Source organism: Dyella sp. AtDHG13 (assembly GCF_003201105.1).
GTDB lineage: Bacteria > Pseudomonadota > Gammaproteobacteria > Xanthomonadales > Rhodanobacteraceae > Dyella > Dyella jiangningensis_B.
Window position 1 is genome coordinate 150532 of sequence record NZ_QICJ01000010.1, and the last position, 12310, is coordinate 162841.

Below are 12310 nucleotides of genomic sequence, written 5' to 3' on the forward strand. Positions count from 1 at the left end.
CTATGCCTCGCTACCGGCGCGACGCGTCGCCCGTAGCAACAGGCGCGCCAAGGCCAGGATCACGAAGGTGAGCACGAAAAGGATGAAGCCCAACGCGATCAGCGACGACAGGTAGATATCCGAATCGGCCTCGGTGAATTCGTTGGCGATCGCCGCGGCGATGGAGTTGCCCGGTTCCATCAGCGACCACTTGAACTCATGGGCATTACCCAGCACGAAGGTCACCGCCATGGTCTCGCCAAGGGCGCGGCCCAGTCCCAGGAAGATCGCGCCGACCACGGCATTGCGCGAATTGGGTAGGACGATGTCTTTGATCACTTCCCAACGGGTGGCACCCAGGGCGTAGGCGGACTCCTTGAGTACCGAGGGCGTGGCCAAGAAGACATCCCGCATGACCGCGGTGATGAACGGGATGATCATGATGGCCAGGATGATGCCGGCCGTCAGCATGCCCAGGCCAATCGGCGCGCCCTCGAACAGCGGTCCGATGACCGGCATGGTGCCCAGGTGGTCAATGAGCCAGGGTTGGATGTGCGCGGCCATGAACGGCACGAAGACAAACAGCCCCCACATGCCATATACGATGCTGGGGATCGCCGCGAGCAGTTCGATGGCGGTGCCCACGGGCTGTCGCAGCCACGGCGGTGCCAGCTCGGTGAGGAAGATGCCGATGCCCAGGCTGACCGGCACCGCGATGACGATGGCGATCAGCGAGGTCACGATCGTTCCCCAGACCGGCACCAGTGCCGAGAACTGGTGGGCGACCGCATCCCACTGCGTGGAGGTGAAGAACGACCAGCCGAAGGTCTTGAACGCCAGCCGCCCGCCCCAGGCCATGGACAGGGCTGCGCCGACCAGCACGATCAGCACCAGATACGCCGCGCCCCCGGTCAGTCCCAGGAAGAGCCGGTCGGCGGTGCGATCGCTCAGACGCCGGGTACGCGGCGTGCGTACCCGGCGCGGCGGCGATGCGGCGGCAGCGGCGGAGATGTCAATAAGGTCACCCATGGGGATCCCCGAAGCGGACGGAAGAAGACGTGCGTGCGGTGGCGCGGCCGGGCTGGGGAAAGGTCCCCGCCCGGCACGCACGGTTACTTGAAGTTCGCGCCCCAATACGCCTCGATCTGCTTGACCAGATCCGCCGGCAGCGGGACGTAGTCCAGCGCATTGGCCTGCGACTGGCCGCTCTCGAGCGACCAGCGGAAGAACTCGCGGGCGGCCTTGCTGCGGGCGGCGTCCTTGGGCTGCTTGTACATGATGATGAACGTGGTGGCGGTCACCGGGTAGGCCTTCTCGCCCGGCGCATCGGTCATGACCAGATCGAAGTCCTCCGCGTGCGACCAGTCGGCGGTCGCGGCCGCGGCCTGGAAGCTTTCCGCGTTCGGCTCGACGAACTTGCCCGCCTTGTTCTGGACCAGGCCGTAATTCATCTTGCTCTGCTTGACGTAGGCGTACTCGACGTAACCCAGCGAGTACGGCACCTGCTTGACGTAGGCGGCCACGCCTTCGTTGCCCTTGCCACCCAGGCCGGTGGGCCAGGACACCGAGGTGCCTTCGCCGACCTTGCTTTTCCACTCGGGGCTGACCTTGGAGAGGTAGTTGACCCAGTTGAAGGTGGTGCCCGAGCCGTCGGAGCGATGCACGACGGTGATGCGCGAGTCGGGCAGCTTGACGCCCGGGTTGATCGCCACAAGGGCCGGGTCGTTCCAGCGGGTGATCTTGCCCAGGAAGATGTTGGCGAGCACCGGCCCGGTGAATTTGAGCGTGCCCGGGGCAATGCCCGGCAGGTTCGCCACCGGTACCACGCCGCCAATCACCGAGGGAAACTGGCCCATCCCCAGCGCATGCAGGTCGGCTGCCTTCATGGGCATGTCGCTGGCCCCGAAGTCGACCGTCGCGGCCTTGATCTGGGCGATACCGCCGCCGGACCCGATCGACTGGTAGTTCACCTTGGTGCCGGTCTTCTGGCTGTAGTCCGACGACCACTTGGACAGGATGGGATAGACGAAGGTGGATCCGGCCCCCGTGACTTCGGTGGCCGCCTGTGCGGTACCCATGAGGCCGGCGCCCAGAGCCAGGCCCAGGACGGTGAGACGAAGGCGGTGCGTCATGCGTTTCATGCGGAAGCTCCAGTGAGTGACTTCGGTTTATACCTCTAGAGATATGGAAGCATGTAGCGTATGACCGTTTGATGACAAGCGACGCAGTCGATGACAGTGAGACGTCGTCTGGCGTGGCGCGCCGTGCGACGCGCCCTGCCCGGGCCGCTTCAGCCGATCGAAAGACGCAACGCGAGGGCCGCCAGCGTGATCGCCAGGACAGGCAGGGTCAGGACGACGCCCACCTTGAAGTAGTAGCCCCAGGTGATCGTCATGCCCTTGCGGGCGAGCACATGCAGCCACAGCAGCGTTGCCAGGGAACCGATCGGAGTGATCTTGGGACCCAGGTCGCTACCGATGACATTGGCGTAGACCATCGCTTCCTTGACCACACCGGTGGCCGTGGTGCCGTCGATCGACAGCGCGCCGATGAGGACCGTGGGCATGTTGTTCATGATCGAGGACAGGATGGCGCTGAGGAACCCGGTACCCAGGGCCGCACCCCACACCCCGTAGTCGGCGAAGCGGTTGAGCAGCGCGGAGAGGTAGTCGGTCAGGCCGGCGTTACGCAGGCCGTAGACCACCAGGTACATGCCCAGGGAGAACAGCACGATCTGCCAGGGCGCCTCGCGCAGCACCTTGCGCGTGTTGATGTGGTGGCCGCGGGCGGCGACCGCGAGCAGCACGATGGCACCGACCGCGGCGACGGCGCTGACGGGCACGCCCAGCGGCTCGAGCCCGAAGAAGCCAAGCAGCAGAAGCACGAGCACGCCCCAACCGACATTGAACGTGGCGCGATCACGGATGGCGGCGGCGGGGCTCTTCAGCAGACCGACGTCGTAGGTACGCGGGATGTCGCGACGGTAGTACACCAGTAGCACCCCGAGCGTGGCGGCGACGGCCACCAGGGTCACCGGCACCATGACGGCGGCGTATTCGTTGAAACCGATCTTGAAGAAGTCCGCCGAGACGATGTTGACCAGGTTAGACACGACCAGGGGCAGGCTCGCCATGTCGGCGATGAAGCCCGCGGCCATGACGAAGGCCAATGTCGCCGCTGGCCCGAAACCCAAGGCCATCAGCATGGCCATGACGATCGGGGTCAGGATCAGCGCCGCGCCATCGTTGGCGAAAAGGGCCGCCACTGCGGCGCCCAGGAGCACGATGAGGGCGAACAGATAGCGCCCGCGGCCGCCGCCCCACCGCGCGACATGCAGGGCGGCCCATTCGAAGAACCCGGCCTCGTCCAGCAAAAGGCTGATGATGATCACCGCGATGAACGTGGCGGTCGCATTCCAGACGATGTGCCACACCACCGGGATGTCGCTGAGGTGGACCACGCCCAGGCACAACGCGACCACGGCGCCGGCCAGCGCGCTCCAGCCGATACCGAGCCCGCGGGGCTGCCAGATCACCAGGATCAGCGTGAGAATGAAAAGTACGAGTGCGATAGTCATGAAAGCCTTCGGCAACAGGAAATGGAAAAGGAGGAAAGCAAGTGCCGCTGTGCGGGCCTAGTCGTCGTCGGCCAGGTCGTCCGCAAAGTGGTCGCCGATCGCCGTCAGAGCCGCCACGAGCGCGTCCCGGGGCATCGTTGCCACCGGCAGCCGGATGAGCGCGAGGACGCGATAGGTGGCCCGGGCCAGCGCCTGGCGATAAGCCGCCGCGCGCGCGACGACCGAGCCTGATGCGGCGCGCGGATGGGCGACCGGCCACTGCACGCACACGGGTGGACCGGCGAAGTCAGGACAGTCCTCTTCCGCGGATGGACCGCAGACGCGGATCACGATGTCGAACACGGGCGCGCCGGGACCGGTAAAACGGTGCCAGGATTTGGGTGCCAGATCAGCGGTCGCCAGGCCCGCGTCGCGCAAGGCGTCGAGCGCGTCGGGGTCAGCGTGCGCGGCGGGACGCCGGCCCGCGCTGTAGGCGACGAATCGCCCCGTGCCCTCATGGCCAAGTACCGCTTCGTGCATGAGGCTGCGGCTGCTGTTGTGGTCGCACAGGAAGAGGACGCGGCAGGGGTTCATGCGCGGGTACCGCCTTTGGGCGTGCGGGGTGTCTTGGCAGCGATCGCGCATCGGCCAGGATCATCCTCACAGCAATGCTCGGTGAGATAGCGGATCAGGCCATCCATCGCGGCAAAGTTGGCGTGGTAGCGCACGAAGCGTCCCTCGGCCGTCGCGCTGGCCAGGCCGGCGTGAACCAGCCCCTTCAGGTGGAACGACAACGTGGAGCCGCTAAACCCCACCGACTCGGCGATTTCCTGGACGACGGCGCCCACGGTCCCGCGCGTGACGAGGTAGCGGAAGATGCTCAGCCGATGATCCTGGGCCAGGCCAGAGAGTGATTGCAGGGCGGATTTGGTTTCCATGTTTCTAGAATGCTAGAATCGTCGTCAGCAAGCAACCACTGGAGGAACCGTGACCCCCAACGACCTGCCGCACCTGACGCATGAGCTACCGCACCCGGCGTGGGAGCGCCTGACCGTCGCCGATGACGCCGGCCATCCGCCGCGCATCCTGATCCTCTATGGCTCGCTGCGGCCACAGTCGTTCAGCCGCAAACTCGCCCTCGAGGCCGAGCGGATCCTTCGTCATCTGGGCGCGGAGACGCGCGTGTTCGACCCAGCCGATTTACCCGTGCTGGACAGCGTGCCCAACGATCATCCGAAGGTGCAGGAGTTGCGTGCCCTGTCGCTGTGGTCCGAAGGGCATGTCTGGGTCAGCCCCGAACGGCACGGCACGATGACCGGCGTGTTCAAGAACCAGATCGACTGGTTGCCTCTGGAGGACGGCGGCGTGCGCCCGACGCAGGGACGCACGCTGGCCGTGATGCAGGTGTGCGGCGGCTCGCAGTCATTTAACGTGGTCAACGCGCTTCGCGTCCTCGGCCGCTGGATGCGCATGGTCACGATCCCCAACCAGTCCTCGGTCGCCAAGGCCTGGTCGGAGTTCGACGACGACGGACGCATGAAGCCCTCGCCGTTCTACGACCGGGTGGTCGACGTGATGGAAGAGCTCATGAAATTCACCCTTCTGGTCCGCGGGCGAAGCGACTACCTGGTCGATCGTTACAGCGAGCGCAAGGGCGCGGCCGAAGCGCGTGCGCTGGCGGCCGCGGCGGCGGTGGTCGAACCGGTGGCGACGGCGAATCGATCGGCGTGCGCACCGCAGTCCGCCTGCTGCGCACCGACGGCGAAGGCGTGAGCATGCGCGCGACCATCTACCACAATCCCGACTGCGGTACCTCGCGCAACACGCTGGCGATCCTTCGCCACGCCGGCATCGAGGCCACGGTCATCGAATACCTGAAAACGCCACCGGACCGTGCGACGCTCAAGCGCCTGCTGCACGACACCGGCCTGTCGCCCCTGCAGGCAGTGCGCAAGAAAGGCACGCCGTACTTCGAACTGGGCCTGGATGACCTGCTGATCACGCCCCGGCAAATCTTCGATGCGATGATCGCCCATCCGATCCTCATCAACCGCCCGTTCGTGGTGACCGAGATCGGCACGCGGCTGTGCCGACCCTCGGAGGTGGTGCTGCAAATCATTCCGCCGCTGCGCACGCCCTTCACCAAAGAGGATGGCGAGGTGGTCTTCCGGTGAGCGAGCCCTGGCCCACGCAGGTGGCGGTCATCGGGGGTGGCCAGACCGGTCTTTCCGTGGGCTATTTCCTGAGACGGCGCAAGATCGACTTCATGATCTTCGACGGCGAGACCGCCGCCGGCGGCGCGTGGAAGCACGCGTGGCCATCCTTGCGCCTGTTCTCGCCGGCGTCTTACAGCTCCATCCCCGGGTGGCCGATGCCGGCCGGCGACGGGCAGGACCATCCCTCGCGCGACGCCGTGGTGGCTTACCTGCGAGCGTACGAGGTCCGCTACCAGTTGCCGGTGTGCCGTCCCTGTCCGGTGCAGTCGCTCGCCGTCGAGCACGACCGGTTCCACGTGCGCACCGACCGCGGCACCTGGACGGCCCGCGCGGTGATCATGGCGACCGGCACGTGGGGCCAGCCGCATGTGCCCGACTACCCGGGTCGGGATCGATTCGGGGGCACCCAGGTCCATTCGGCCCACTACGCGGGACCGGACGCCTACCGAGGCAAACGCGTGATCGTCGTCGGCGGCGGCAACTCAGGCGCGCAGATTATGGCCGAGCTGTCCGAGGTGGCCACGGCCACCTGGGTGACGCCCGAACCGCCGCAGTTCCTTCCCGACAATGTCGATGGCCGCGCCTTGTTCGACCGTGCCACCGCCCGTTGGCGAGCGCAGCAGGCCGGCGAGCCGGTCCCGCCCGCGCCGAGTTTGGGCGATATCGTGATGGTGCCGTCCGTCAAGGCCGCACGAGAGCGCGGCGCCCTCACGGCTCGTCGCCCGTTCGTCGCGATCGAAAAGGATGGCGTGACCTGGCCCGACGGCTCGTTCGAACGTGCCGACGCGATCCTCTGGTGCACGGGCTTTCGACCGGCAACGCAACTCTTGGAGCCGCTGGGCGTGGTCCTGACCGACGGGCGCGTGCGCGTCGACGAGGGTCAGGCAGCCGACCTCCCGGGACTTTGGTTGGCGGGGTACGGCGACTGGACCGGGCCGGCATCGGCAACGCTGATGGGCATCACCCGCTACGCGCGGGCGACCGTCGACGCAGTGGCGGGATACCTCGCCGCCTCCTGACGACGCAGGGCCTTCACCGCACGCGCCTTGCCCCTGGCGTGACTGCGGCGCGGGACCGCGCCACTCACTCCCGATGGGCAATCACACCCAACGCGGCGGCGCCCGCCACAAGCAGGCCCGCCGTGCCCAGCAGCGCCTCCGAGCCGACCACCGACATCAACGTGGCAAAGGCGAACGGTGCCAGGGCCTGGGCGGCGCGCGCGGGCAACGCCAACCAGCCTTGGCGACGGCTGTACCCGTCGGCGCCGAACAGGGCCAAGGGCACGGTTCCCGTCGCGATGGTCAGGATGCCGTTACCCGCGCCATGCAGGATGGCGAACGCAGCGGCGGGTGCGCCGGCGAAGAGAAACAACGCCACGCCCAGGGGATGCAGCAGGCACGCCGCCATCGCCGAGGTGAGCGAACCGGCACGCCGCAACACCATCATCTCCGCCATGCGTGCCGCAACCTGGGCCGGCCCCACCAGTGACGCGGCTGCAACAGCGGCGGAGAGGGTCATGCCCGTGCCCACGAACAGCGTGGGCAGGTGCGCGGCCAACGCGGTCGAGACAAACCAGTTGGCGGCGAACACGTACGCGAGCAGCGTCAGGACGTCGCGCGTCGGCACCAAGGTGCCCGCCGATGGCGCTGTGGCGACCGTACTTACCGGGGTCGTCGGGGTGGTCGCCTTGGGAAGCGACAGGTTCAACGGCAGCGCAACGCACAGATGCAGCGCGGCCCACGCCACGCACGCCAGGCGCCATCCGAGTACCTGATCCATCCACGCGGTGACTGGCCAGCCGACGGTGCTGGCGAAACCGGCGACGAGGGCGACCACCGTGATGGGTTCCTTGGCGGCGGCGCCGTAGAGACGGGTCAGCACGGAGAAGGCGGCGTCGTAGAGACCCATCGCCATGGCCACGCCCAGCAGTCCCCACGCACCTACCATCCCCCACGAGGTCTTTGCGGTCGACAGGATAAGCAGTCCGGACGCGAAGACGCCGTTGGACGCCGCCAGGACGCGTCGGCCATCGAGGTGCTCGATGGCGCGGCCCACGACGGGCGCGAGTAACGCGGAAAGCAGGAGCGCGCCACTGAGACCGAGAAACACCTCGGCAGGCGCGATGCCCACGCTGTGCGAGAGGGGGCCGGCCATCACCGCCGGCAGGTAGTAGCTCGAGGCCCAGGCAATCATCTGAGCCACCCCCAAACGTGCCCCGGTAAGGCGCGCGCTCATGCGCGTCCGGGTCGGCCGACGTCGGAGGCAGGCGACGGACGTGCGGGCGCCAGGGGCATGCGGAAGGCTCGCTTGAAGAGAAGGATATATAACCACATTTCTGGATATGTCGATATAATGCCGATTCCTTCAAGGAGCATCGCATGTCCACAGAACGCCACAGCCGCCTGCTGATCCTCGGCTCCGGCCCCGCCGGCTACACGGCCGCCGTCTACGCGGCCCGCGCCAACCTGAAGCCGATGATGGTCACCGGCCTGCAGCAGGGCGGCCAGCTGATGACCACGACCGAGGTGGATAACTGGCCGGGTGACGAAAAGGGTGTGCAGGGCCCCGAACTGATGCGCCGCATGGCCGAGCACGCCGAGCGCTTCGAAACCGAGATGATGTTCGACCACATCCACCAGGTGGACCTGCAGAACCGCCCGTTCCGCCTCAAGGGCGACGCCGGCGAGTACACGTGTGATGCCCTGATCATCACCACCGGCGCCACCGCCAAGTACCTGGGCATCGCCTCCGAGGAAAAGTTCAAGGGCCGCGGCGTCTCCGCCTGCGCCACCTGCGACGGCTTCTTCTTCCGCGACCAGGACGTGGTGGTGGTCGGCGGCGGCAACACCGCCGTGGAAGAGGCCCTGTACCTGTCCAACATCGCCCGCAAGGTCTATCTCGTCCACCGCCGCGACACCCTGCGCGCCGAGAAGATCCAGCAGGACAAGGTGTTCGAGAAGGCCGCGGCCGGCAAGATCGAGCTGATCTGGAACAGTCAGGTCGACGAAGTGCTGGGCGACGACTCCGGCGTCACCGGCGTTCGCGTCAAGGACGTGAACACCGGCACCAGGCGCGATCTCGAGGTCCAGGGCTTCTTCGTGGCCATCGGCCACACGCCCAACACCGGCATCTTCGACGGCCAGCTCGATATGAAGGATGGCTACATCCAGATCCAGTCGGGCCTCGTCGGCATGGCCACGGCCACCTCGGTGCCGGGCGTGTTCGCCGCCGGCGACGTCGCCGACCACGTCTACCGCCAGGCGATCACCTCGGCCGGTTTCGGCTGCATGGCCGCGCTGGACGCCGAGCGCTGGCTTGATCAGCATGCCATGCCCGCGTAGGCCGCATGGCCCGGTCCGTGAGCCTCGATGCCCGTGAACACGGACCGGGCGTGAAACGACATCCCCGTGCCCCTGATTCGGAGCCTTGCCATGCACCTGCTTATCATCGGCGGTAGCGACGCCGGCATCAGTGCGGCGCTGCGTGCCCACGAGATCGATCCGGCCGCCGACATCACGCTGCTGCTCGCCGACGATTACCCGAATTTCAGCATTTGCGGGCTGCCGTATTTCCTGAGTGGCCAGACGCCGCACTGGCAGCAGCTGGCCCATCGCACCGATTTCCCCGGCATCCGAGTGCTTCGTGGCCACATCGCACGTTCGATCGATGCCGTGGCCAGGAGGGTGCATGTCGAGCACGCCGGCGCATTACGGCCGATCCCCTATGACCGCCTGATCGTCGCCACGGGTGCCACGCCGGTGCGGCCATCGATCACCGGCGGCACGCTGGAGGGGGTCTACACCCTGCATACGATGGACGAGAGCTTCGCCATCGACCGGCACATCACGGAGCGATCGCCACGCTCGGCGGTGATCGTGGGCGCCGGCTACATCGGCTTGGAGATGGCTGATGCGCTGACCCGGCGCGGCTTGCAGGTCACCCTCCTGAGCCGTTCAACCGACGTGCTTCCCACCGTCGACGCGGCGTTGGCGAGGCGGGTGGTCGACGAGTTGCACCACCATGGCGTGCGGGTGGTATCGGGCGTGAGCGCGCAGCGGATCGATGCGGCCGGCGCAGGTGGCACGGCCTTCGCCCTGCGGGTGGCCGATTCAGAAGGCGGACGCCACGGTGCCGACCTGGTGATCCTCGCCGTGGGCGTGCGGCCGTCCAGCGAGCTCGCAGAACGTGCCGGTGCGGCTCTGGGCGTGCATGGCGCGATTGCCGTGACGCGGCAGATGCAGACGAACCTGCCGGATGTACTCGCCGCCGGCGACTGCGCGACGACGTACCACCGCCTGCTCGACGCGCCCACCTACCTGTCGCTGGGCACCATCGCCCACAAGCAAGGTCGCGTCGCCGGGGAACGCGCGGTCGGTGGAGCGTGCGAATTCGCCGGCACCGTCGGCTCGCAGAGCCTGAAGGTGTTTGACCTGGCCATCGCCCGCACCGGCCTGCTCGGGCACGAAGCGCGCGACGCCGGATTCGATCCGCTGACCGTGGCGATCCAGGCCGACGATCACAAGTCGTACTTTCCAGGGGCGGTGCCGCTGCAGCTTCGGATCACCGGGGACCGGCGCAGCGGTCGGCTGCTCGGCGCGCAAATCCTCGGCGATCGCCGCGCGGAGGTGTCCAAGCGGATCGACATCGTGGCCGCGGCGCTCTATCAGGGGGCAAGCGTGGAGCAGCTCAACGAACTGGACCTCACCTACACACCGCCATTCAGTAGTCCTTGGGACCCGGTACAGCTCGCGGCACAGGCGTGGCAGGCCCAGCGTGCGGCGCGCGGCCGCTCCGTGTAATCCCGTGTGCAGGCGCTCGCGGACGGGTTCGCAGCCGGCGACGTCGCCGACCACGTCTACCGCCAGGCCATGACCTCGGCCGGTTTCGGCTGCATGGCGGCGCGAGAGGCGGGACTAACGCCACACCGTGGGATGACGGCGACCCCTTGGCCGGGCTTGTGCCTATCACGGTTGATTGTCGCCACGTCGTAGTACAACTACTCTAGAGATATAGATATTTTAACGGAGGCCATATGCCGCGTGCCACTGCCCGGGGGAACATCACGCTTCGCCAGTCTCGGCCAGCATCGATCGGCACAGGCGTGACGGTTTCACTCAGTGCCATGTGCTTGTGGGCGGTGCATGGCATCGAGCGGCTGCGCCGCCGCCGCGCGGAACGTCAGGCGCGTGCCTGGCTGCTGCAGCTGACCTCCGGTCGCGCCACCACCGACGATGCGCGGGCATTCCGCCAGTGGTGTCATCAGGCGACGAGGCACAGGATCGCTTTTGCCCGCACGCGTGACCAGTGGATGCGCCTCAACGCCGCCGCAGGGTCCCGCTTGACCGTCCCGCCGCACACGGTTAGTCATGACGACCGGTGTCCGCCCGCTGACGCCGACTGCTAACCACTTCCCGGCGACGTCATGACGAGGGGAACGCGCCATCGCCATCGAGCCATCGACCGAGCGCGTCCAGGTCGCCGCTATCCTCCGGCGCAGGCAATGGCGCGCTGAGATACTTGGCGAGAGCCGCATCAATGCGATCCACCATGCCCCAGTGACACGCCAGTATCGGCGTCAGCTCCGTCACCGGGTCGATCCGGCCGAATTCGAACCATATGCGAGCTGTCCAGGCGTCGGCAAAGACGGGGGCGACGCGGAGAAAGACGCGCGCGGCGGCAGACGAATAGCCCACAGCCGGGCTCGAGGACATCGTCGCGGGCGGGCGCTGCATGTGCCAGAGGAGTGCATTGACGTAGCTCACCTCGTCCATCGCACCTATCCGCTAGTGCGGCGCTGACGCTGCGCGGCTGCTCAGCACCGGGGCGATACCCATCCTTGTCAGTGCCTCAACGACCTCATCGCCGGCACGGAGGAAACACACGTCCACGGGCAGCCTCCCCAGGTACGCTTCCGAAACAATGGCACCGATGTCCTGGGCGATTGTGACGTCGTATGGGCTAACGACACCCACAGCCAGCGAATGGATCGAGCCATGGGCCTCGGGGCGGTGAAGGTCGTAGATGAAGATGGTTGGCGCGGTGGCTTGCCGGTCGAAATGGCTCTGAAGCGCCGCGATAAGCGCGCGCGGGTCCTCGGTCGCGGTGCCGATCGAAATATCGGCACCTTGTGGGATCGCGCTGGCTTGCGCACCGGCGTGAATCGTCCCGTCCTTCAACAGCATCGCAATGGTGTCCGGCGGAAGATCCAACGCCACCGGCCCGGCGGGATTGAGTCGAAAGTGTCCGCGTGGCATCGCTTCGATAAGGCGCTTGAGCGAGTCCGACACGATCTCGACCGAGGCCGGTTGTCCGGCGGGGATGCGTGCCGCGTCCGAGAAGATCGGGACGAAGGTGACCTGGTCCTTGGGATCCCGCCAGCCCACCACGACACGGACTTCAGATCGGCCGTTGGCAGCCGGCACACGGGAGACCGGGACCAGCACCGTGCTGTCGGCGAGCAGCCGGTAAAACTCAGGCATCAGGCCCGGATCGGCGGCGGCAAGCTGCAGTCGTTCGCCGAGGATATCTTTGCTGCTCAACGGATCTCCCTGGCGCGTTC

13 protein-coding genes and 2 pseudogenes are annotated in these 12310 nt (G+C 67.0%); 7 read left to right on the forward strand and 8 right to left on the reverse strand.

Annotated elements, in window-relative coordinates:
- From pstC to BDW41_RS16885, 5 genes and pseudogenes are all read right to left on the reverse strand, one after another.
- Positions 1-1113, reverse strand: a complete 1113-nt coding sequence (pstC, locus tag BDW41_RS16865; protein ID WP_233496910.1) for a phosphate ABC transporter permease subunit PstC — start codon at positions 1111-1113, stop codon at positions 1-3.
- Positions 1092-2042 (reverse strand): annotated as a pseudogene (gene pstS, locus BDW41_RS16870) (phosphate ABC transporter substrate-binding protein PstS); the annotation flags it as partial. The pseudogene pstS and the gene pstC, both read right to left, overlap by 22 nt.
- 227 nt (positions 2043-2269) lie before the next feature.
- On the reverse strand, positions 2270-3556 hold the full coding sequence (locus tag BDW41_RS16875) for an arsenic transporter (RefSeq protein WP_074549088.1): 1287 nt from the start codon (positions 3554-3556) through the stop codon (positions 2270-2272).
- Between the two features lie 57 nt (positions 3557-3613).
- Complete coding sequence (locus BDW41_RS16880; RefSeq protein ID WP_074549086.1) at positions 3614-4129, reverse strand: hypothetical protein; 516 nt, start codon at positions 4127-4129, stop codon at positions 3614-3616.
- The gene (locus BDW41_RS16885) at positions 4126-4473 is read right to left on the reverse strand and encodes a helix-turn-helix domain-containing protein (protein ID WP_074549084.1); all 348 of its coding nucleotides are present in this window, start codon (positions 4471-4473) and stop codon (positions 4126-4128) included. Before BDW41_RS16885 ends, BDW41_RS16880 begins: the two co-directional genes overlap by 4 nt.
- Positions 4474-4522: 49 nt before the next feature.
- Here BDW41_RS16885 and arsH point away from each other — a divergent pair, with 49 nt between their 5' ends.
- The 3 genes from arsH to BDW41_RS16900 are packed head-to-tail and all read left to right on the forward strand — an operon-like array spanning position 4523 to position 6770.
- The gene (gene arsH, locus BDW41_RS16890; RefSeq protein ID WP_074549082.1) at positions 4523-5308 is read left to right on the forward strand and encodes an arsenical resistance protein ArsH; all 786 of its coding nucleotides are present in this window, start codon (positions 4523-4525) and stop codon (positions 5306-5308) included.
- Between the two features lie 2 nt (positions 5309-5310).
- Complete coding sequence (arsC, locus tag BDW41_RS16895; RefSeq protein WP_074549336.1) at positions 5311-5709, forward strand: arsenate reductase (glutaredoxin); 399 nt, start codon at positions 5311-5313, stop codon at positions 5707-5709.
- Entirely contained in the window at positions 5706-6770 is a 1065-nt protein-coding gene (locus tag BDW41_RS16900) for an ArsO family NAD(P)H-dependent flavin-containing monooxygenase (RefSeq protein ID WP_074549079.1), read from the forward strand. Before arsC ends, BDW41_RS16900 begins: the two co-directional genes overlap by 4 nt.
- Before the next feature lie 64 nt (positions 6771-6834).
- On the opposite strand, the gene BDW41_RS16905 is transcribed toward BDW41_RS16900, so the two are convergent.
- Complete coding sequence (locus BDW41_RS16905; RefSeq protein WP_199535363.1) at positions 6835-7944, reverse strand: MFS transporter; 1110 nt, start codon at positions 7942-7944, stop codon at positions 6835-6837.
- A 185-nt stretch (positions 7945-8129) separates the two neighbouring features.
- Here BDW41_RS16905 and trxB point away from each other — a divergent pair, with 185 nt between their 5' ends.
- The 4 genes and pseudogenes from trxB to BDW41_RS16925 all read left to right on the forward strand — a co-directional run bounded on the left by trxB (position 8130) and on the right by BDW41_RS16925 (position 11155).
- Entirely contained in the window at positions 8130-9092 is a 963-nt protein-coding gene (gene trxB, locus BDW41_RS16910; RefSeq protein ID WP_074549075.1) for a thioredoxin-disulfide reductase, read from the forward strand.
- Positions 9093-9182: 90 nt separating this feature from the next.
- Positions 9183-10550, forward strand: coding sequence for an FAD-dependent oxidoreductase (locus BDW41_RS16915; protein ID WP_074549073.1), 1368 nt, complete (start codon positions 9183-9185; stop codon positions 10548-10550).
- 12 nt (positions 10551-10562) lie between these two features.
- Positions 10563-10742, forward strand: a pseudogene (locus BDW41_RS23760) (hypothetical protein); the annotation flags it as partial.
- A 131-nt stretch (positions 10743-10873) separates the two neighbouring features.
- Entirely contained in the window at positions 10874-11155 is a 282-nt protein-coding gene (locus BDW41_RS16925) for a DUF4880 domain-containing protein (protein ID WP_074549069.1), read from the forward strand.
- Between the two features lie 16 nt (positions 11156-11171).
- Here the strand turns inward: BDW41_RS16925 and BDW41_RS16930 are convergent, their stop codons facing one another.
- Complete coding sequence (locus BDW41_RS16930; RefSeq protein WP_074549067.1) at positions 11172-11522, reverse strand: hypothetical protein; 351 nt, start codon at positions 11520-11522, stop codon at positions 11172-11174.
- Between the two features lie 12 nt (positions 11523-11534).
- Entirely contained in the window at positions 11535-12290 is a 756-nt protein-coding gene (locus BDW41_RS16935) for an enhanced serine sensitivity protein SseB C-terminal domain-containing protein (protein WP_074549065.1), read from the reverse strand.
- Positions 12291-12310 lie beyond the last annotated feature (20 nt).

Bases quoted from the DNA above. Each gene is read 5' to 3' on its own strand.
- BDW41_RS16905 (WP_199535363.1), bottom strand. From the start codon at position 7,944: ATGATTGCCTGGGCCTCGAGCTACTACCTGCCGGCGGTGATGGCCGGC.
- BDW41_RS16915 (WP_074549073.1), top strand. From the start codon at position 9,183: ATGCACCTGCTTATCATCGGCGGTAGCGACGCCGGCATCAGTGCGGCG.
- BDW41_RS16925 (WP_074549069.1), top strand. From the start codon at position 10,874: ATGTGCTTGTGGGCGGTGCATGGCATCGAGCGGCTGCGCCGCCGCCGC.
- BDW41_RS16875 (WP_074549088.1), bottom strand. From the start codon at position 3,556: ATGACTATCGCACTCGTACTTTTCATTCTCACGCTGATCCTGGTGATC.
- arsC (WP_074549336.1), top strand. From the start codon at position 5,311: ATGCGCGCGACCATCTACCACAATCCCGACTGCGGTACCTCGCGCAAC.
- BDW41_RS16930 (WP_074549067.1), bottom strand. From the start codon at position 11,522: ATGGACGAGGTGAGCTACGTCAATGCACTCCTCTGGCACATGCAGCGC.
- BDW41_RS16885 (WP_074549084.1), bottom strand. From the start codon at position 4,473: ATGGAAACCAAATCCGCCCTGCAATCACTCTCTGGCCTGGCCCAGGAT.
- BDW41_RS16880 (WP_074549086.1), bottom strand. From the start codon at position 4,129: ATGAACCCCTGCCGCGTCCTCTTCCTGTGCGACCACAACAGCAGCCGC.
- trxB (WP_074549075.1), top strand. From the start codon at position 8,130: ATGTCCACAGAACGCCACAGCCGCCTGCTGATCCTCGGCTCCGGCCCC.